The sequence below is a fragment of the Luteibacter sp. NPDC031894 genome, assembly GCF_050273135.1.
Classification (GTDB): Bacteria; Pseudomonadota; Gammaproteobacteria; order Xanthomonadales; family Rhodanobacteraceae; genus Luteibacter.
In genome coordinates this window covers 164,488-184,424 of the sequence record NZ_JBNNMV010000003.1, presented here as the reverse complement: position 1 = coordinate 184,424, position 19,937 = coordinate 164,488, and the positions used below count along the sequence as shown (strand labels likewise).

The following is a 19,937-nucleotide window of genomic DNA, read 5'->3' as shown; positions in this document are numbered from 1 at the left end:
GCAGGGACTGACGCGGCACGAACCGCCAATTCTATCAAATGCTCAGCATCCTCGACCGTTATTTCCTGCGCGAGCTGGCCTACGGGATCCTCGCGACGGCCATCGTGCTGCTGGTGATCTTCGCCGGCGGCGCGTTCGCGACCGTCCTGCAGAAGGTGGCCAACGGCAGCATCCAGCCGAGCGTGATGTTCGAGGTGCTGGGGCTGCAGATGGTGGACCTGCTCTCCACCCTCCTGCCCATGTCGGCCTTCCTCGGCACCCTGATCGCCCTGGGCCGCATGTACCGCGAAAGCGAGATGCACGTCCTGGCCTCCTCCGGCATGGGCCCCCGGGGCATGCTCCGACCGGTCACCCTGCTCGCCGTGGGCGCCACGATCGTGGTGGGCATGGTCTCCCTATGGCTGGGCCCCCTCTCGGCCCGCACCGCCGACCAGGTCATCGCCGCCGCCAACAAGTCAGTGATCGCCGCAGGCCTCGATGCCGGCCGCTTCACCGAACTGCCCGGCAAGGGCGGCATCATCTTCGTCGACACCCTCAGCCGCGACGGCACGGTGCTGGGCAAGACCTTCCTCGCCACCGACCGCACCGACAGCGACGGCAAGCCGCAGGTCCGCGTGGTCAACGCGAAGAACGGCCGGATGTACCAGGAAAGCGACGGCCAGAGCCGCTTCCTCGCCCTGTTCGACGGCTGGCAGTTCGAGATTCCGCTGGGCAGCGACAACTGGCGGCGGATGAAATACGAGCGCAACGACATCTCCCTCTCGAACATCACGGATGACGACGAGGACACGGACCCGGCGCACGAATCCTCCACCGGCGACCTGTTCAAGGCGGGCACCAAGGAAAGCCTCGGCGAGTTGGTCTCCCGCTTCGCCGCTCCGGTCAGCACGCTCGTGCTGATGATGATGGTCCTGCCGATGTCCCGGCAGGCGCCGCGCGACGCCCGCTATGGACGCCTGCTCATCGCCGTGCTGGCGTACTTCGTCTATGTGGTCTGGCAGCTGATCGCGCGCGCGCAGATCCTGAAGGGCAACTTGCATACCTCCGCTCCGATCTGGCTGCTGCACATCATCGTGTTTGGCGTGGCGGCCTGGTACTTCTGGCGACAGAACGCCCCGCGCCGCGTGAAGGGAGCCCATTGATGGCCACGCTGACCGTCAAGCGCGCCGACCGGCTGATCGGCGCCAGCGTCCTGGGCACCCTGCTCCTCGTGTGGCTGGTGCTCACCGGTTTCGACGCGCTCACACAGTTCGTGCGCCAGCTCGGCAATATCGGCAAGAACGGCTTCACGCTGTACGACGCCATCGCGTACATCATGCTCACGGTGCCGCGCCGCCTGTACCAGATGTTCAGCAACGCGGCGCTCATCGGCGGCCTGCTCGGCCTCGGTGGCCTCGCCGCCACCGGCGAACTCACGGCGTTGCGAGCGGCCGGTATGTCGAAGCTGCGCATCGCCGCGTCAGCGGCGGGCGTGGTGGCGGTGCTCACCCTCGCGGTGGTCGTCATGGGCGAAACGGTGGCGCCTTACGGCGACCAGCACGCGCAGGCCATCCAGGTGCGCATGCGTTCCAGCAACCTGGGCTCCACGAGCAGCGGCCTCTGGGCGCGCGACGGCGGCAAGATCATCAACGCGAAATCCGCCATCGCGACGCAGGACGGCGACCGCGCCACCGTGAAGCTGGTGGACGTGCGCGTCTACGACTTCACGCCGGACGGCCAGGTCAAGACCTTCTCGCACGGCGACAGCGCGATCCACGACGGCAACCACTGGGTCATGGCGAATGTTCGCACCACGACACTGGACGCCGCCGGCACGCATTCCTCGCATGAACACACCCAGACCTGGGCGTCGCGCCTCAACCCGCACGTACTCGAGCAGTCGGTGATCCATCCCGAATACCTCTCGATGAGCGACCTCCGTCGCAACATGCGCTACCTCGAGGCGAATGGGCAGAACCCAGGCGCCTACGCCGTCGCCTTCTGGGGCCGCGCGCTGTTCGCCGTGAACACACTGGTGCTGGTGCTCTGCGCCATGCCCTTCGCCTTCGGCTCGCTGCGCTCCGGCGGCCTCGGCAAGCGCCTCTTCATCGGCATCATCCTCGCCATCGGCTGGTACTTCCTGCAGGGCGCGATGGTGAACTTCGGCACGGTGTACGGCATGCCGCCCTTGTTGGCGAACCTGTTGCCGACGTCGTTGCTGGTGGTGGGGGCTTTGGCGTATTTCAGGCGGTTTGGGTAGGGCTGGCAATCAGCACGCCGGCACCGCGCAGACACTCTCCAGCACCGCATCCAGATCATTCCCCGTCATCGGCTTGCGCAACAGCGCGTCCATGCCGGCCTCGCGGATCGCCGCCAGTTCATCGCCCGCCGAGCGTGCCGTGACGGCGACGATCGGGATATCGCCCGCCGACTCCAGCCGCCGGACCATTCGCGCGATCTGGAAGCCGTCGACCACGGGAAGGTCGAGGTCGAGCAGGATCGCATCGAACGACCCGCGCGCGAGTTCCGTCATCGCGGCAAGGCCCTCGCCCACCGCGGTGACCACGTGGCCACGCTCGCGCAATAACCCGGCGATCACGTCACTGACGACCGGATCGTCCTCGACCAGGAGCAACCGCTTGCCTGCTATGGCGGATGCTGTCAATGCGCTGAGTTCGCTGCATTCACCGCAATGGCATGGCGCGAGCGGCAAGGTCACGACGAAGGCCGTGCCCCGGCCTAGTTCGCTGCGCACGCGGATGGTTCCGCCCATCAACGTGCAGAGTTCGTGGCAGATGGCTAGGCCGAGTCCGGAACCCTGCGCGCGCTGCGGCGATCCGCCCTGTTCGAAGCGCGAGAAAACACGCGCGCAAAGTTCCGCCGACATGCCCGGGCCGGTATCGGTGACGGTCATGACGAGGGAAGCGCCCTCGCAGCCTATGTGCAGGGAGATGCCACCGCTCTCCGTGAACTTGACCGCGTTGTTCACGAGGTTCTGCAGGATCTGGCGGAGCCGGATCGCATCGCCACGAACCGACGCTGGCACGTTCACGTCGAATGCCGAAGTCAGGTTCAGACCTTTTTCCGAGGCGGTCCCCGCGGCCAGCGCGATCACCTCGGCGGCGGCCGAGCGAAGGGAAACGCATTCGGACTCGAGCACGAGCCGACGAGCTTCGATGCGGGTGATATCGAGCGCGTCGTTCACCAGGCGCAGCAAGGTCGTGCCGGAGCGGCGCACGGCTTCGATATAGGCGCGCTGCGTATCGTCCAGCGACGTGCTCGCCATCAGCTCCGCCATGCCGAGCACGCCGGTCATCGGCGTGCGGATCTCATGGCCGAGCGTCGCCATGAATTCGGTCTTCGCCGCATTGGCTTCCTCGGCGAGTCGTCGCTGCTGTTCGGCCAGCTTCAGTCGCACGGACTGTCTTACTCGTCGGCGTGTACTCACTACCAGGGCGACGCCGATGGCAACCAGGAGCAACGCATAGGTGAGCCATGCCCACCAGCGTAGCCACGGTGGCGCAGCGACGACGACCGTCAAAGGGCGCGCCAGCGTCCCGCTGACTTCGTCGCGCCCCGCACCCGAGACCGACAGCCGGTACACGCCCGCTGCGAGCGGCCCGAAATTGCGCTGGCCATCCTTGCCCGTGCGCAATTTCGTGGTCTCGCCGTCGTGTTCCAGCGAAAAGACCAGGTGGTTCCGATCCGGATTGACGTACGAGAGGGCTCGCGCACGCACGGCCAGTTCCCGGTCATTCCACGCGAGGCGCAGGCTGTCTCCCTCGATGGGCAGGGGCCAGCGAACACCGCCGCGCGACACCGTGGCGCCGAGCACGACGATGGAGGGCTTGCGCGTGTGGTCGCGCTGCCTGTCGGGACGGAACCCCACGAGGCCGCCCAGCGTGGCGCCATACATGGTGCCGTCGTCAAGCAAGACGGTGCTGGCGTTGGTGAATTCGCCACTCGCGAGGCCGTCGGCCAATCCGAAAGGACGGAACTTGTCCGTGCCGGGGTCGAAGCGCCACACGCCGGTCTCCCCGTAAAGCCAGAGACGTCCGGCGACGTCACGCCGCACGTTGAGGATGTCCGCCGAAGGAAAGCCGTGCACGCCCTTCACGCAGCGATCGCGCTGCGCGATGCGCCCGTCCCAGCGGTAATGCTCCAGGCCGTCCGGGCGGACGATCCAGAAGCCGTCCTCGTCCGGCTCGAACGCGTTGACCCGGCCCGGGGCGACGCCGGCTATGAAACGCATGTCGCCCGACGCGCGGTCGAGTCGCGCCAGACCGGCGAGGCTGGCTTGCCACAGTTCGTCGCCGACGACTTCGATCTGTCGCGTGTCGGTCACGCCGCGGCGCGCCGCGGCGAAGGGGATCGCTTTGGCGCGCGTCAGGTGGGCATCCAGCGCGAACAATCCCTGTCCGTGCGCGGCGACATAGACGGTGCCGTCCGGTGCCGGCGCCAACATGGTGACCGGATGGTCGATGGCCCCGCGCAGGAGCGGGCGCGTCTGGCCATCGCCGCCGATCGAGAGGCCTCTCACCGTGCCGATCAGCAAGCCCTTCGGCACTTCCAGCAACGACTGCACGCGCATGGTCTCGATGTCGAACCCCTCCGAGGTCCTGCCGGTCGCCGGGTCGAAGCCGCGTATCCATCCATGCAACCCACCCACCCAGAGTTTCGTGCTGCCCTGCGCGGCGACGGCGGTGACGGTTCGCCCCGGGAAGCTGAAAGGATCCGTGGCGACATGGGCGAAGCGGGTGAAGTCTTCCCAGGCGGGGCCGAGGTAGCCGAGGCCACCGTCGCTGAGGGCGAACCAGAGACCGTGCTCTCGGTCTTCGAGCATGCCGCGGACCGTGCGTCCGGGCAGCCCGCCCTGCGCCGTCCATGCGCCACGCACGGCATGCAACCGGCCGTAGCGGTCGAGCATGGAAAGGCCGTCGGAGCCCGCCACCCACAACGTGCCGTGGCTGTCCGACAACGACGCGTAGATCGGCGCCCCCGCGAGACGCCGGTCGCGATGCAGGAGCCCATCCGGCGCGAGGCGGAAGAGTCCGCGCTCCGTCGCGAAGCGCAGTTCCGCGGCATGGCCGTCGATCCGGAGGACGCGCGGGTGGCTGCCATCCTCGAACGGCACGGGCGCGATCGCCCCGGTGGCGTCGACGACATCGACACCGGCGTCGGTGCCGATCCACACACGGCCGTCGTCGGACGCGTGCAGCGCGCGGATGGAGGATGAGGACGGACCATCCGGGCCGGGCGCGATATCGCGCATGCCGCTGCCGTCCGCCCGCATATGCACGAGCCCGCCGCCGGTGCCCACCCAGATGGAACCGTCGCGGGCTTGAGCGATGGCACGCACATTGTCGTCCACCAGGCCGTCGCGCCACTGCGCGAAGGCACCGGTGGCGGCGTCGTAACGTCCGAGGCCGAAGTCGGCGCCGCCAATCCAGACGCGGTCGTCCGCATCCACGAGCAAGGCGGACACGCCGCCGGCGGGTAGCGCATGCGCACGATCGGAGCCGATCCCCGGGGTCACGAACTGGACGCCGTCGAAGCGCGAAAGCCCGACGGAGGTGGCGACCCATATGAAACCCCGGCTGTCCTGGGCCACCGCGTGGACCTGGCTGCTGGGAAGCCCTTCGGAGAGGCCGTAGCTTCGGAACTGCGGCGTCGGGACCGGCGGCATCGTCGCGGCGGGGACGGGAAGCGGCATGACCGAGCCGATCATGAACGCGAGGATCCATCTCGTGATGAGCGTGTAATGCATACGCGGGTTCCTGGTGCGCTCCCGATCATGCCATGCACTCCCGGAGGGCAACACGTCGAGATTCGATGGATCTCGTAGGCCTCCGCCGACACGGTGCGTTCCGCACAGGGCATGTCCTCTAGAATGCGGCCATGTCCTCTCGGCTTCGTTTCCTCCTGGCGGCTGTCGGGCTCCTCGCCCTGGTGTGGCTGCTGCTGGCCGCCCTCGACCGTGCGCTGGCCCTGGCCCAGCGTTTCATGGGCCTGCCGACCGGCATGCGCTGGCTGCTCGGCACCATCTTGCTGCTCGTGGCGATGGCCGGCGTGGCCGTCGGCGCATGGTGGCTGCGACCGCGCAAGGCACGCGCCCCCGTCGCCGCCCCGGATCGAGCCTCCCTCGAAGCGCGCATCGAAAAGCTCCGGGAGGCGGCGACTGATGTTGAGGAACTTCGCAAAGAACTCGGCGAATTGGACCGTCGCCGGGACAGCGCACGTACCTACCTGGCCGTGTTCGGTGAAATATCCACCGGCAAATCGACCCTCATCGCGGCGCTGGTGCCCGGCGCCACGCCTGAGCGCGATCCCCGCGCCGGCACAACGCGCGACGTCGTCACCTACGACACATCGGCCTGGGGCGACCCCTGGACCGTCGCCGACGTGCCGGGCTCCTCCGAAGCCGACGGCGAAACGCGCGAGCGCCTCGCCCGCGAAGAAGCGTTGCGCGCGCATGCGGTGATCTATGTGTGCGCGGGCGATCTCACCCGAACGCAAGGCGCAGAACTGCGCTGGCTGGGCGACTTCGGCAAGCCCCTGGTGCTCGCCGTCAACAAGGCCGACCAGTGGCTTCCCGACGAACTCGAACGGATCCTCACCCGCGTCCGCGAGCAGGCCGGCGGCATACCGGATGCCGTGCTCGCGATAAGCGCGGGGGGAGAGGAGCGTTTCACCCGCCAGCTGCCCGATGGAAGCACGGAAGACGTCACGCGTCGCCGCGCCGCCAACGTACAGCCACTGATGGAGGCGCTGCGGCGCTTGCTGGCGCCGGGCACCGCCGCGCTGGAGGCGCAACGGGAAAATGCCGTGCTGGCAGGTCTGCACGAACGGACGGGCGAGCGCGAACACGCCTACCGCAGCGAGGAGGCGGAGCGCATCGTCCGCCGCTACGCGCGCCGCGCGATTGTCGGCGCCATGGCGGCGGTCGCGCCCGGCACCGACCTGGTGATCCAGGGGGCGCTGGCCACGGGCATGGTGCGCGCGCTGGCCGGACTCTACGATGTCCGCGTGACCGATGTGGAAATCGACACCCTCCTGCGCCAGGCTCGCATGACCTTGCGGACCGGTACGTCGGTGGTGCTCGCCGTGGCGGGCAACGCACTGAAGGCCTTCCCTGGCCTGGGCACCCTTGGCGGCGGTGTCTTGCACGCCTTTGCCTATGCGTTGATCTTCGACAGCTTCGGCCGAGCGCTCGCGGCCACCCTCGCCGAGCGGCGGACGCTGGACCAGGCGGACGCCGGCGAACGCATGCGCGAACTCCTCGGTGACGCGGGCGCGTCCAGGCTGCGCCGCCTCGCCGAATTGACCGGCGAAGCGCTTCGGGATCGTTGAGCGAACGATGCGTTCGCCGCCGGCGGGCTGACAACGCGGGGCGGTCGGGCCACACTGTTGGTCATCGGCCGCCTTGCGGCTCCTCAGCGACAGGCCACACGCATGCGTCTCGCCCGTTTCCTGTTTCCCTCGATGTTGGCGCTCTCGCCCGCACTGGCGGCTGCCGAGCCGGTCACCTACCGGATGGACCCCGTCCACAGCCAGGTCGTGTTCAACGTGGACCACAACGGTTTCTCGCGGTCGTTCGGCCGCCTGCGGATCAGCGAAGGGACGGTGGTCTTCGACCGCGACGACTGGTCAAAGTCGTCGGTGCAGGCGACGATCGACCTCGCTTCCGTCGACATGGGCAACGCCGAGTGGGACAAGGCGGTGCGCGGTCCGAACCTGCTCGACAGCGACCGCGCCGGCACCGCGCGCTTCGTGAGCGAGTCGGTGGAGAAACGCGGTGAGGACCAGGGCATCGTGCACGGCAAGCTCACCTTGCGTGGGGCCACCCTTCCCCTCGACATTCCGTTCCAGGTGAACCGTGTCGGCAAGACCATCTATGGCCTGCACACCGTTGCGGGCTTCTCTGCACAGATTTCGCTGGACCGCACGGCCTACGGGATGACGTCGAACCGCGGATCGATCGGTACCGACGTGGCGGTCTGGCTCGAGATCGAGGCTATCCGCGAGGGCGAAGCCGGCCACGACAACGACAAGGAACCCACCGATGCCCCTGCGCAGTAAACCGACCCACTGGAGCACCGTCGCCAAGACGTTCCATTGGACGATGGCGCTGCTGATCCTCGGCAATGGCGCGTTCGCCTTATGGATGGACGGCCTGAAGCCATCGCTGCACAAGATCAACATGTTCGCGCTGCACAAATCGATCGGCTTGACGGTGCTGGCGCTTTTCTTCCTCCGCGTGTTGTGGCGTGCGATCGACCGCCGTCCACCGGACGAACCGGCGCCCGGCTGGCAGCGGCTCGCGGCGCACACCGTGCACGGGCTCCTCTATCTCCTGATCGTCTGCATCCCGCTCACCGGCTGGGCCTTCAACTCCGCGCATGGCTTCCCGCTGCAGTATTTCAAGATGTTCAACCTGCCGGCCCTGGTGCAGAAGAACGAGGAGCTCTCGCAGATCCTCGGCACGGTGCATGTGTATCTGTTCTGGTTCCTGCTCCTCGTCCTCGTCGCCCACGTCGGCGGCGCCATCAAGCATCATGTCGTCGACGGCGACGACACCCTCCGCCGCATGCTGCCATTCGGCCGCGCGAAGCGGAACATCCCCACCCCTCCCGGAGAAACCCCATGAGTCCGACGATCCGCCGCCTGTCCGTCCTCGGCCTTGCGCTTGCGCTGCCCTTTGCTGCTTCCGCGGCGGATTACAAGGTTGGCCCTGGCAGCACGCTCGGCTTCAGCGGCAAGTTCCAGGGCCAGCAGTTCGACGGGTCCTTCGGAAAGTTCGATGCGGCCATCAGTTACGACCCCGCCAATCTCGCCAGTGCGAAGTTCGACGTGACCGTGGACATGTCCACGGCGAAGACGGGTGACGGCGACCGCGACGGCGCCCTCCCCAGCGCCGATTTCTTCGATGTGAAGAAGTTCGCGACGGCGCACTACGTGACGACGGGCTTCAGCAAGGATGCCAGGGGCAACGTCGTCGCCAACGGCAACCTCACACTGCATGGCGTGACGAAGCCGGTGGCACTCAAGGTGGCGTTCTCCCCGAATGCGGGCGGTGCGCGCCTTTCGGTCACCGGCACGCTCAAACGCCTCGACTTCGGCGTGGGCAGCGGCGAGTACAAGGACACGTCGACGATCGCCGACGAGGTGCTGGTCAACGGTTCGTTGAACCTGCTGCCGAAGTAAACGGCGCGTGGCGCAGTGGCGCGAACACCTTCGTGGCATCGCCGCGCGCTTCCGGCGCGGCGATAGTGGTTCTCCTGCGCGTGCCTCCGACGCGCGCGGCGGTCCGGTAGCCGCCAGCCTGCGCGACCTGCTGGCGGACCCGTCGATTCCCAGCGACGTGCGCGAGGCGATGGCCGCGGACTTCCAGCGCGTCGAGCGCATGCTCGACCGGTTGGAAAACGAGGAACTGCACGTCGCGGTCTTCGGTCGCGTGTCGGCGGGCAAGTCCGCGCTAGGTAACGCCCTGCTCGGCCGCGACGCCTTCGCCGTCGGGGTGCTCCATGGCACCACCACGGAGGCGGACGCGGCACGGTTGGACGAGGCCGCCAACGCGGGTCTGGTGCTCATCGACACCCCGGGGATCAACGAGCTCGGCGGCGAGGCACGGGAGAAGCTCGCCTTCGAGGTGGCGGAGGTCAGCGACCTCGTCGTTTTTGTCGCCGATGGCGACCTCACGCGTGAGGAGCGAGATGCATTGCGCACGCTCGCCACCACACGCCGTCCGCTGCTGCTGGTACTCAACAAGGCCGACCGTTACGGCGACGACGAGCGGGAGGGCCTGCTGGCGAGACTGCGCGAGCACGCGACCGGGCTTGTGGCGGCGGAAGACGTCATTGCCGTGGCGGCGCGGCCCGCCGCCGCCGACGTCGTCGAGGTGGATGCCATGGGACACGAGCACCGGACCAGCCGATCGCGCCCCGCCGACGTCGGCGCGCTGAAGGCGCGTCTCCTCGCCATCGCGGAGCGTGAAGGGAAGACGCTGTCGGCGATCAACGCCGGGCTGTTCGCTGGGCGACTCACCGACCAGGTGAGTGAGCGCATCGCGGCGACGCGGCGGGACGTCGCCAGCGGCGTCATCCGCCAGTACTGCATCGCCAAGGCCGTGGGCGTGGCGCTCAACCCGGTCCCGGTCGCCGACCTGCTCCTGGCCGGCGGCCTCGACGCCGCGATGGTCATCCAGCTCGGCCGCGTGTACGGACTACCGCTCACGCGCGGCGAGTCGGGCCGCCTCGTCGCCGTCATCACGACGCAGCTGGCGGCTTTGATGGGCGCGGTATGGGGCGTGCAGTTGGTGGCCTCCGCGTTGAAAGGATTGAGTGGCGGCCTCTCCGTGGTGGTCACCGCCGCGGCGCAGGGCGCTCTGGGCTGGTACGCCACCGTGTTGATCGGCCGCGCGGCGGAGCATTACCTGGTATCCGGCAAGTCCTGGGGCGAGCACGGCGCCAAGCGCGCCGTGGCCGGCATCGTGGCGACCCTCGACCGGGATTCGATCCTCCGCGAGGCGCGGGAGGAGATCCTGCGGCGACTGCGCAAGTAGATCGCTAGCAGAGTCGGCGATTCATGTGGCGAAAGCGCTGGCGGCGGCCGCGTCGAACGGCCAGTCCAGCTCCGCCCCGTCGCTACGCCGCAGCACCGGCACGCGCGTGCCGTAGCGCGCCTCCAGCGCCTCGTCGTCATCGATCCAGACCGAGTCGAACTCCGGGAACCGCGCCTCGGCCAGCAAGGCCAGGGCCTGGTCGCAGAGGTGGCAGTCGTCGCGCTGGAAGAGGATGAATACGGACATGCGGGGATGTATGGGGTCGGGCGGCATGGGAGCGTAGAATAACCGGTCATCCCCTACGGCCACCCTTCCCCAAAGCCATGGCAGTCAGCGTCTTCGACCTCTTCAAGATCGGCATCGGTCCGTCCTCGTCGCACACGGTGGGGCCGATGCGCGCCGGGGCGCGCTTCGCCGAACACTGGCTGGAAGAGAAAGGCGTGCTGGAGCGCGTGGCCCGCGTGCGCTGCGAACTCTTCGGCTCCCTGGCGATGACCGGCCGTGGCCACGGCACCGACAAGGCCGTCCTGCTCGGCTTCGAGGGCGAATGGCCCGACCGCGTGGACCCGGACACCATTCCGGCGACGCTCGAGCGCATCCGCTCCAACAAGCGCATCCGCATCCTCGGGCGCCACGAGATCCCCTTCGACGAAAAGGGCGACCTCGTCTTCAACAAGCGGCAGAAGCTCCCGTTCCACACGAATGGCATGCGCTTCTCGGCCTACGACGCCGAGGGCAACGAACTGGCCACGCGCGACTATTACTCGGTGGGCGGCGGCTTCGTCGTCAATCCCGACGAGGCCGCGGAAGACCGCATCGTCGCGGACACGAGCGAACAGCCTTACCCGTTCTCCACCGGCGACCAGCTGATGTCGCTGTGCAAGGAGCACGGCATCACCATCGCGCAGCTGATGATGCGCAACGAAGGCATCTGGCGGCCCGAGGCGGAAACGCGTGCCGGCCTGCTGCGTATCTGGAAGGCCATGCAGGATTGCGTCGCCCGCGGCCTGCGTTCGCCGGGCGTGCTGCCCGGCGGCCTGAAGGTCAACCGCCGCGCTCCCGCCATGGCGGCCGAACTGCGCGCGCAGCCCGAGGCGGCGCTGCGCGATCCGCTCACCATCCTCGATTGGGTGAACCTCTACGCGCTGGCCGTCAACGAGGAGAACGCGGCCGGCGGCAGCGTCGTCACCGCACCGACCAACGGCGCGGCAGGCATCGTCCCGGCGGTGCTGCACTACTACCGGCATTTCTGCCCGGGTGCGTCGGAAGACGGCGTGGTCGAATTCCTCCTCACCGCCGGTGCCATCGGCATCCTCTACAAGGAAAACGCCTCCATCTCCGGCGCCGAAGTCGGCTGCCAGGGCGAAGTCGGCGTGGCCTGCTCGATGGCCGCCGGCGGTCTTACCGCCGCGCTGGGCGGCACCGTCACCCAGGTGGAGAACGCGGCAGAGATCGGCATGGAGCACAACCTCGGCCTCACCTGCGACCCCATCGGCGGCCTCGTGCAGATTCCCTGCATCGAACGCAATGCCATGGGCGCAGTGAAGGCGATCAACGCGAGCCGCATGGCGCTCAAGAGCGATGGCAAGCACCACGTTTCGCTGGACAAGGTGATCGCCACCATGCGTGACACCGGCCGCGACATGAAGGACAAGTACAAGGAAACCTCGCGCGGCGGCCTGGCTGTCAACGTCATCGAGTGTTGATCGATCCCCGTTACCTCGCCGGGCACAGTCTCGGCAGGCGGTCCACGGTCTCCACGCGGACCGGCTCGTCCTCGCCCCACCAGTTCGCGACGGCCGAATAGCAGATACGCAATTTTCCGCGTCGGGTGTCGAAGCGCTGCTTGCTGGTGTACGCGAAGCACGACACCGAGGCGAGGTGGCCCATCTCGCGCATGGCTATGGCGCAGCGCCGCACGGCTTCCACGGGATCCTCGCCGGGGTAGAGCGTGAAGTAGAAACCCTTGGCGGTACGGTCGTATGACTCGGAATCGATCAGCCGGCCCTTGTCGTTCCACTGCTCTTCCGCTGCGGCAATGCCGCATACCGAAAGGGCAAGGAACGACATGCCAATGGCGACCCACTTCGAACGCATTCGAACCCCTTCATCCCTACCGCGTCGATCAGTGTATATCGACGCGACGACAGTTGGGGACGATAGGCACTGGCTGACATGACGGGCCGGGGCTGTCATTATCCGGCCCTTGTGCCGCCCTGGGCCGGGGTACCGCCTCGTCCCGTTCGACCGGAGTCACCATGTCTCATAGCGCTATCCGCCGCGACGTCGGCGCCTTTGCCCTCATGCTTACCGGCCTGGGCTCGATCATCGGCTCAGGCTGGTTGTTCGGCGCCTGGCATGCCGCCCAGCTCGCCGGCCCGGGCGCCGTCTACGCCTGGATCATCGGTGCCGTCATCATCCTCTTCATCGCCCTCACCTACGCGGAACTGGGTGCGATGTTTCCGGAATCCGGCGGCATGGTCCGCTACGGGCATTACTCGCACGGTTCGCTGGTAGGTTTCATCGCCGGCTGGGCCAACTGGATCGCCATCGTTTCGGTGATCCCGGTGGAAGCCGAAGCATCGGTCCAGTACATGGCCTCGTGGCCGTGGGAATGGGCTGCGTGGACGAAGGACCTGTACGTCGTCACCAACGGCCACGGCGAACTCACGCCGCCGGGTCTCGCGATCGCCGTCGTGCTGGTGCTGGTCTACTTCTTCCTCAACTTCTGGAGCGTGAAGCTGTTCGCCAAGAGCAACACGGCGATCACGGTCTTCAAGCTCGTCGTGCCGGCGGCTACCGGCATCGCGCTCATCGCCACCAGCTACAACCCGGGCAACTTCGACATCGGCGCGCACGGCGGCACGCACGCGATCGACATCTCGTCGATCCTCACCGCGGTGGCCATCTCCGGCATCGTCTTCAGCTTCAACGGCTTCCAGAGTCCTGTGAACCTCGCCGGCGAAGCGCGTAACCCGGGACGCAACGTCCCGCTGGCAGTGATCGGGTCGATCCTGCTGGCCACCGTGGTCTACGTACTGCTGCAGATCGCCTTCATCGGTGCCGTGCCACCCGACCAGCTGGGCAAGGGCTGGGCCGGCCTCGAATACGCTTCACCCTTCGCGCAGCTCGCCACCGCGCTGATGATCAACTGGATGGCGATCCTCCTCTACGCCGACGCCTTCGTCAGCCCGAGCGGCACCGGCGCGACGTATACCGCCACCACCGCGCGCATGATCTACGCGATGGAGCGCAACGGCCACCTGCCCAAGATCTTCGGCCACATCCATCCGCGCTTCGGTATCCCGCGCCCGGCGATGTGGCTGAACCTCGTCGTCAGCTTCATCTTCCTGTTCTTCTTCCGCGGCTGGGGCACGCTGGCAGCGGTGATCTCGGTCTCGACGATCATCTCCTACCTGACCGGTCCGGTTAGCGTCATGACGTTGCGTCGCACCGCGCCGGAACTGAAGCGTCCGTTGCGCATTCCCGGTCTCCCCATCCTCGCCGCGCTCGCCTTCATCTTCGCGACCGAACTCCTGTACTGGGCGAAGTGGCCGCTCACCGGCGAGATCATCCTGCTGATGGTCGTGGCGCTGCCCCTGTACTTCTACTACACGGCCAAGACCGGCTGGGACGAATTCGGCAAGCACCTGAAGGGTGCGTGGTGGCTGATCGTCTACCTGCCCGTCATCGCATTCGTCTCCTGGGCCGGTAGCGAGACCTTCGGCGGGCACGACTACATCCCGTACGGCTACGACCTCGCGCTGGTCGCCGTGATCGGCGCCGTCTTCTACTTCTGGGGCATCGCCACGGGCTGGCGCACGCCGATGGTGGAGGCCGCCCGCTTCCATCACGACGAGCTGGAGCCCGGCGAGCCGGACCTGCCGCCCAGCGCGGAAGAGGCCGAGAAGGTCACCGGTCACCGGTAAAAGCAAAACCGCCCCAAACGGGGCGGTTTTTTTTTGCGCCAGCACGATGGCATAGCGAGCTCGGTGGTGTAGCCACCGAGCCATGCGCCGCGCCGCTACAGCGGCTCCTATAGGGCCAAGACGTCGCCCAGCAGCGCCTGCGCCGTGATTTCGGGGCCCGCGCCGGGCCCCTGGATCACCAGCGGTGTCGCGTGATAGCGCGTGGTGGTCAGCGCGAACTGGTTGTCGGTGCCGCTCAGCCTCGCGGCGGGGTGGTCCGGCGGAACTTCCACGAGCCCGACACGCGCTCGCCCACGCTGGTTGAGGCGGGCGAGGTAGCGCAACACCTTGCCGTTGGCCTTTGCTTCCGCCTGGCGCTGGCGCAGCGGTTCGTCGAGTTCGTCGAGGCGATCGAGGAACGCCGCCGTGTCCACGTCGCGCAGCGCAGCCGGCACCAGGCTCTCCACTTCCACCTCGTCGCTGCCCAGCGCGAAACCCCCGTTGCGCGCGATGATCAGGAGCTTGCGCGCCACGTCTTCGCCGGAGAGGTCGGAGCGCGGATCGGGCTCCGTGAAGCCCAGGCGACGCGCGTCGCGCAACAGGCTCGAGAACGGACGGCTGCCGTCGTACTGGTTGAACAGCCAGGACAACGAGCCCGAGAAAACGCCTTCGAGGGTGAGCAAGCTGTCGCCGCATTGGCGCAGCCGGCGAAGGGTGGAGAGCACGGGCAGTCCCGCGCCCACCGTCGCCGCGTCGCCGTAGATGGCACCGCCGCCCGTCGCCTTGCGCAGTGCGCGCCACCCCGAGAGCTCTCCACCGGCGAGCGCCTTGTTCGCCGTGACGACGTGGTATCCCGCCTCGAGCCATTCGGGATGGCGGCTCGCCTCGACGGCGCAAGCGGTCGCATCGATCACCACCTTCCTCGTGGCACCGCTCTCGTCGAGGGCGGCAAGGAGCGGCGCGTCGTCCCGGTCGCCGCTGCCGCGTGCCAGGCGCTCCACGATGTCGCCGGGCGACAGGCCCTGCGCCAACAGGTGCTGACGCTTCGAATTCGCCGCCCCGACCAGGCGCAGCGACTGAGCTGCGGGCGTCGCGAGCAGGGTGAGCAGCGCCCTCCCCACGACACCGGTACCGAGCAGCACGACGGCGGTACGCGGCACCGCTTCCGCGAGCGGCGCGATGACCACCGCGCTCATGCGCCGACCTTGCGTTTGGAAACCGCGGACGCCACGGTGGCCGCGCGCGCCAAGCCGGCTTCGATATCCTCGATGAGGTCGTCACCGTCCTCGATGCCGACCGAAAGGCGCAGGAGGTTATCGGCGATCCCGGCGACACGGCGCGCCTCGGGAGCCATGGCCGCGTGGGTCATCGTCGCCGGATGGGCAACGAGGCTCTCCACGCCACCCAGCGATTCCGCCAGCGAGAAGTAGCGCAGCCCGTCCACGAAAGCCTCGATGGCGTCGGTACCGCCGGCGATCTCGAAACTGAGCATGGCGCCGAAACCGTACTGCTGACGCTGTGCCAGCGCATGCCCGGCGTGTGAGGCCAGCCCGGGATAGAACACCTGGTCCACCGCGTCATGCCCGTCGAGCAGCGTGGCGATGCGGCGTGCGTTCTCCTCGTGCGCGCGCAGGCGCACCGCCAGGGTGCGAACGCCGCGCAGCGTGAGGTAGCTGTCGAAGGGCGAGCCCGTGACGCCGTTGCAGTTGCCCCACCACTTCAGCTGTTCCGCGACGGCCGCGTCGGCAGCGATCACCGCGCCCCCGACGACATCGCTATGGCCGTTGATGTATTTCGTCGTGGAATGCACCACGATGTCCGCACCGAGCTTCAGCGGCTGCTGCAGCGCGGGCGAAAGGAAGGTGTTGTCGACGACGGTGAGTGCACCGGCGGCACGGGCCGCCTGGGCGACATGACGCACATCGGTGATACGCAGCAGCGGGTTCGACGGTGTCTCGACCCACACGAGCGCCGGCTTGGCGGCGAGGCCGTCGGCCAGCGCGGAGGGGTCGGTGAAGTCGACGAAGCGGACCTGGAAGCGCCCCTTCCTCGCCCACGCGTCGAGCAGGCGCCAGGTGCCGCCGTAGCAATCGTGGGCCGCCAGGACGAGCGCGCCGGCGGGCACGAGTTCCAACGCCAGCGCCACCGCCGACATGCCCGTGCCGGTGACCACGGCACCGGCGCCCTCTTCGAGCTCCGTGAGCGCCTCTGCGAGCAGGTCGCGCGTCGGGTTGCCGCTGCGCGAGTAATCATAGGCGCGCTTGCGCCCGAAGCCCTCGAATGTGTAATTGGTCGACAGGTGCAGCGGCGGGACTACCGCGCCGTGCTGCGTGTCGCATTCGATGCCGGCGCGCACGGCGCGGGTACAGGGACGGGAATCGGTCATGGTCAGCGGTCTCCGCAACAGTCGTTGAGTGCCTGACGCAGCACAGGAGCGAGCTGCACGGTTTCTTTCAGGAAGGCGTCGTGGCCGTAAGGCGAATCCAGCACCTCCAGGGTGGCGGTGCCAGCGAGGCGGCGTTGCAACTCGCAGAGGTCGGCCAGTGGCACGAGGCGGTCGGACGGGAACCCCACCAGGGTCGTCGGCGCGGCGATCCGCTCCGGCTCGATGTCGTGCAGGTCGATCGACTCGGACAGGGCGAGGAAACGCTGCGGATCGAAGCGTTCAACGAAACGGCGACCCGCATGCTCGAGGTAATCTTCCACGGGGAAATGGAAGCGGCCGTCGCGCAGTTCCGGGCCGGCGGCGAAGCGGCGCGAGAACTCCTCGCTCCCGCGGTAGGTGGTCATGGCCAACTGACGGGCGAGGGCCAGGGCCTCCCCGGTACGGCCCGTCGAGAGGCCCAGCCTGACGATGCCGCGCTGCACGGAGCGCTGTGCCGTGGCCAACGGATGCGGCCGGTGGGCCCCGGCGAGCAACACCAGCGCCCCGACCTTGCTCGCATACGCGGCGGCGAAAGCGAGGGCGACCATGGCGCCATAGGACGAGCCGACGAAGGCCTGCACGCGACCGATGCCCAGTTCATCCACAAGGGCGCTGAGCGCCGCCGCCTGGTCCTCGCTGGACACCGAGGAAACGCCGTCGATGTCCTCCGGTACCAGCCAGTCCATGGAGAGAACGCGGCAGGTGGCGAGGTCGATTGCGGCACCCTCGGCCACGAGGTCCTCCCACCAGCCCGCCGCACGCTCGCGGCCGGCGCAGACGTCACGGTCGGCGGAGATGCCGCCCTGCACGATCACCGTCGGCGCATCGGGTGCACCGCACCAGAGGTACCGGACTTCCACCTCGACGGTGTCGCTGCCGTACTTGGGCGTGAAGGCGACACGGCGGGTGCCGCGCTGCTCGGTGAGGTCGGATGCGCGGCGGACCGCGAGGGGGGCGGCCGCTTGGGGGGAGGAGATCACGGTGGCGGGCTCTGCTGGCATGTCCGGGTTCCTGCTGCGGGATCGAGCCCCTGCGGATACCGTGTCGGATTGCCGGCGCCACGGGTGCGCGAACGCACGCCCCGGAACGGACATTCCCATCTATCGGCTGGCGCGAAAGCACGCCCCGCAGGAGTTGGCACCGTCGCGGAAATCCGCAGGTTGCCCCGGCTTCAAAGGGCCTGTCCCTCAGCCGGTCTCGATGAGTGCAACCGACGATACGTGTGGATCGGCGGCGTGTCAACAGACGTTTAGACGTCCAGATGTCTATTCCGACCAAGTGGGAGCCGCCATGGCGGCGAGGAGACGATGAGGCGGCGAGATGGGAGCCTCTCGCCGCTATAGCGGCTCCTACACGAGCGGGACGGGCGGTCGGGGGCTGATCGGCCGGTCGGGGCGGGCGGCAGCGCCGCCCTAACTCCTGTTAGAATAGTGAGTTAGCCAGCATCAGCGACTCGAGACCCATGTCCGCACACCTCTCCGAAACCCGCCGCAGGCGCAGCTTCGCCATCGTCAGCCATCCCGACGCCGGCAAGACCACCCTGACCGAAAAGCTCCTCCTGTTCGGCGGCGCGATCCAGATGGCCGGCTCCGTGAAGAGCCGCAAGGCCGCGCGGCATGCCACGTCGGACTGGATGGCGCTGGAGAAGGAGCGCGGCATCTCGGTCACGTCTTCGGTCATGCAGTTCCCGTACAACGAGGCCATCGTCAACCTGCTTGACACCCCCGGGCACGCGGACTTCTCCGAGGACACCTACCGCGTGCTGACCGCGGTGGACTCGGCGCTCATGGTCATCGACTGTGCGAAGGGCGTCGAGGAACGCACGATCAAGCTGATGGAAGTCTGCCGCCTGCGCGACACGCCGATCATGACCTTCATCAACAAGCTCGACCGCGAGGGCCGTTCGCCGATCGACCTGCTCGACGAAGTGGAGTCCGTGCTCGGCATCGCCTGCGCGCCGGTCACCTGGCCCATCGGCATGGGTTCGCGGCTCAAGGGCGTCTACCACGTGCTGCTCGACGAAGTGCACGTGTTCGAGCCAGGCAAGAACTTCACCCGCCAGGATTCCACGATCTTCAAGGGACTGGACCACCCGGACCTGGCGGCGAAGATCGGTCAGGCCGCTCTCGACGAACTTCGCGAGGAGCTGGAACTCGTGCTCGGCGCGTCCAACCCGTTCGACGTCGAGGCTTACCTGGCAGGCAAGCAGACGCCGGTCTTCTTCGGCTCGGCGGTGAACAACTTCGGCGTGCAGCTGCTGCTCGACTTCTTCGTGGAGCATGCGCCCTCCCCGCGCTCGCGCGACACACTCAGCCGCGAGGTCAAGCCGGAGGAAGAAAAGCTCACGGGCTTCGTCTTCAAGATCCAGGCGAACATGGACCCGGCCCATCGCGACCGCGTCGCCTTCATGCGTGTCTGCTCCGGCACGTACACCGCCGGCATGAAGATGCAGCAGACGCGCACGGGCAAGGAAGTCCGCATCGCCAACGCCCTCACCTTCATGGCGTCCGACCGCGAGATCGTGGAGCGCGCCTATCCGGGCGACGTGATCGGCTTGCACAACCACGGCACCATCACCATCGGCGACACCTTCACCGAAGGCGAACCGTTGTCGTTCACCGGCATCCCTAACTTCGCGCCGGAGCTCTTCCGCCGTGCGCGCCTGCGCGACCCGATGAAGATGAAGGCGCTGCAGAAGGGCCTCGCGCAGCTGTCCGAAGAAGGCGCCACGCAGTTCTTCCGCCCGCTGATGTCCAACGACCTCATCCTTGGCGCGGTGGGCGTCCTGCAGTTCGACGTGGTGGCGTACCGCCTCAAGGACGAATACAACGTGGACGCCAGCTTTGAACAGGTCGGCGTCGCGACCGCGCGCTGGATCCACTGCGACGATGCGAAGAAGCTCGAGGAGTTCCGCGAGAAGAACGCAGCGCATCTCGCGATCGACGCTGCGGGCGAGCTGGTCTACCTCGCACCCACGCGAGTGAATCTGCAACTCGCCCAGGAGCGCTGGCCGACGGTGCGTTTCTCGGCGACGCGCGAGCACGCGGCGTCCGTCGAAGTCTGA

General features: G+C 67.7%; 16 protein-coding genes and 1 riboswitch. Of the genes, 10 read left to right on the top strand and 6 right to left on the bottom strand.

The annotated features are described in order from the left end of the window. Nucleotides 1–38 precede the first annotated feature (38 nt). Together lptF and lptG are read left to right on the top strand one after the other, a co-directional pair. Nucleotides 39–1,142 (top strand): LPS export ABC transporter permease LptF, encoded by a 1,104-nt coding sequence (gene lptF, locus ACQKIE_RS10745; RefSeq protein ID WP_427458830.1) that lies wholly within the window; start codon nucleotides 39–41, stop codon nucleotides 1,140–1,142. Next, complete coding sequence (gene lptG, locus ACQKIE_RS10740) at nucleotides 1,142–2,239, top strand: LPS export ABC transporter permease LptG (RefSeq protein WP_427458828.1); 1,098 nt, start codon at nucleotides 1,142–1,144, stop codon at nucleotides 2,237–2,239. Before lptF ends, lptG begins: the two co-directional genes overlap by 1 nt. A 9-nt stretch (nucleotides 2,240–2,248) precedes the next feature. Here lptG and ACQKIE_RS10735 read toward each other — a convergent pair whose 3' ends face one another. Then, nucleotides 2,249–5,746 (bottom strand): ATP-binding protein, encoded by a 3,498-nt coding sequence (locus ACQKIE_RS10735; protein ID WP_427458826.1) that lies wholly within the window; start codon nucleotides 5,744–5,746, stop codon nucleotides 2,249–2,251. 131 nt (nucleotides 5,747–5,877) lie between these two features. On the opposite strand from ACQKIE_RS10735, the gene ACQKIE_RS10730 reads away from it, so the two are divergent. The 5 genes from ACQKIE_RS10730 (at nucleotide 5,878) to ACQKIE_RS10710 (ending at nucleotide 10,540) form a co-directional block, all read left to right on the top strand. Continuing rightward, nucleotides 5,878–7,329 carry a GTPase gene (locus ACQKIE_RS10730; RefSeq protein ID WP_427458824.1) on the top strand — a complete coding sequence of 484 codons (1,452 nt, stop codon included), beginning with the start codon at nucleotides 5,878–5,880 and terminating at the stop codon, nucleotides 7,327–7,329. Between the two features lie 102 nt (nucleotides 7,330–7,431). Then, nucleotides 7,432–8,058: a YceI family protein gene (locus ACQKIE_RS10725; RefSeq protein WP_427458822.1), complete on the top strand. Its 627-nt coding sequence runs from the start codon at nucleotides 7,432–7,434 to the stop codon at nucleotides 8,056–8,058. Continuing rightward, a complete protein-coding gene (locus ACQKIE_RS10720; protein WP_427458820.1) occupies nucleotides 8,042–8,626 on the top strand; it encodes a cytochrome b in 585 nt (194 codons plus the stop codon). The genes ACQKIE_RS10725 and ACQKIE_RS10720 overlap by 17 nt, the downstream gene beginning before the upstream one ends. Then, nucleotides 8,623–9,183 carry a YceI family protein gene (locus ACQKIE_RS10715; RefSeq protein ID WP_427458818.1) on the top strand — a complete coding sequence of 187 codons (561 nt, stop codon included), beginning with the start codon at nucleotides 8,623–8,625 and terminating at the stop codon, nucleotides 9,181–9,183. The genes ACQKIE_RS10720 and ACQKIE_RS10715 overlap by 4 nt, the downstream gene beginning before the upstream one ends. 7 nt (nucleotides 9,184–9,190) lie before the next feature. Next, on the top strand, nucleotides 9,191–10,540 hold the full coding sequence (locus tag ACQKIE_RS10710) for a DUF697 domain-containing protein (RefSeq protein ID WP_427458816.1): 1,350 nt from the start codon (nucleotides 9,191–9,193) through the stop codon (nucleotides 10,538–10,540). Between the two features lie 21 nt (nucleotides 10,541–10,561). Here the strand turns inward: ACQKIE_RS10710 and ACQKIE_RS10705 are convergent, their stop codons facing one another. After that, on the bottom strand, nucleotides 10,562–10,786 hold the full coding sequence (locus tag ACQKIE_RS10705) for a glutaredoxin family protein (RefSeq protein WP_427458814.1): 225 nt from the start codon (nucleotides 10,784–10,786) through the stop codon (nucleotides 10,562–10,564). 77 nt (nucleotides 10,787–10,863) lie between these two features. Between ACQKIE_RS10705 and ACQKIE_RS10700 the strand changes: the two genes are divergently transcribed. Continuing rightward, nucleotides 10,864–12,246, top strand: coding sequence for an L-serine ammonia-lyase (locus tag ACQKIE_RS10700; RefSeq protein ID WP_427458812.1), 1,383 nt, complete (start codon nucleotides 10,864–10,866; stop codon nucleotides 12,244–12,246). Between the two features lie 10 nt (nucleotides 12,247–12,256). Here ACQKIE_RS10700 and ACQKIE_RS10695 read toward each other — a convergent pair whose 3' ends face one another. Beyond that, entirely contained in the window at nucleotides 12,257–12,637 is a 381-nt protein-coding gene (locus tag ACQKIE_RS10695) for a hypothetical protein (RefSeq protein ID WP_427458810.1), read from the bottom strand. A gap of 161 nt (nucleotides 12,638–12,798) precedes the next feature. On the opposite strand from ACQKIE_RS10695, the gene ACQKIE_RS10690 reads away from it, so the two are divergent. Beyond that, nucleotides 12,799–14,469 (top strand): APC family permease, encoded by a 1,671-nt coding sequence (locus ACQKIE_RS10690; RefSeq protein ID WP_427458808.1) that lies wholly within the window; start codon nucleotides 12,799–12,801, stop codon nucleotides 14,467–14,469. 107 nt (nucleotides 14,470–14,576) lie between these two features. Here the strand turns inward: ACQKIE_RS10690 and ACQKIE_RS10685 are convergent, their stop codons facing one another. The 3 genes from ACQKIE_RS10685 to metX are packed head-to-tail and all read right to left on the bottom strand — an operon-like array spanning nucleotide 14,577 to nucleotide 17,874. Then, nucleotides 14,577–15,644: a homoserine dehydrogenase gene (locus tag ACQKIE_RS10685; protein WP_427458806.1), complete on the bottom strand. Its 1,068-nt coding sequence runs from the start codon at nucleotides 15,642–15,644 to the stop codon at nucleotides 14,577–14,579. After that, nucleotides 15,641–16,834, bottom strand: coding sequence for a cystathionine gamma-synthase (gene metB, locus ACQKIE_RS10680; RefSeq protein WP_427458804.1), 1,194 nt, complete (start codon nucleotides 16,832–16,834; stop codon nucleotides 15,641–15,643). The genes ACQKIE_RS10685 and metB overlap by 4 nt, the downstream gene beginning before the upstream one ends. A 2-nt stretch (nucleotides 16,835–16,836) precedes the next feature. Beyond that, nucleotides 16,837–17,874 carry a homoserine O-succinyltransferase MetX gene (gene metX / locus ACQKIE_RS10675; RefSeq protein ID WP_427458802.1) on the bottom strand — a complete coding sequence of 346 codons (1,038 nt, stop codon included), beginning with the start codon at nucleotides 17,872–17,874 and terminating at the stop codon, nucleotides 16,837–16,839. Between the two features lie 92 nt (nucleotides 17,875–17,966). Next, a riboswitch (SAM riboswitch) is annotated at nucleotides 17,967–18,080 on the bottom strand. Between the two features lie 255 nt (nucleotides 18,081–18,335). On the opposite strand from metX, the gene ACQKIE_RS10670 reads away from it, so the two are divergent. Further along, the gene (locus ACQKIE_RS10670; protein WP_427458800.1) at nucleotides 18,336–19,937 is read left to right on the top strand and encodes a peptide chain release factor 3; all 1,602 of its coding nucleotides are present in this window, start codon (nucleotides 18,336–18,338) and stop codon (nucleotides 19,935–19,937) included.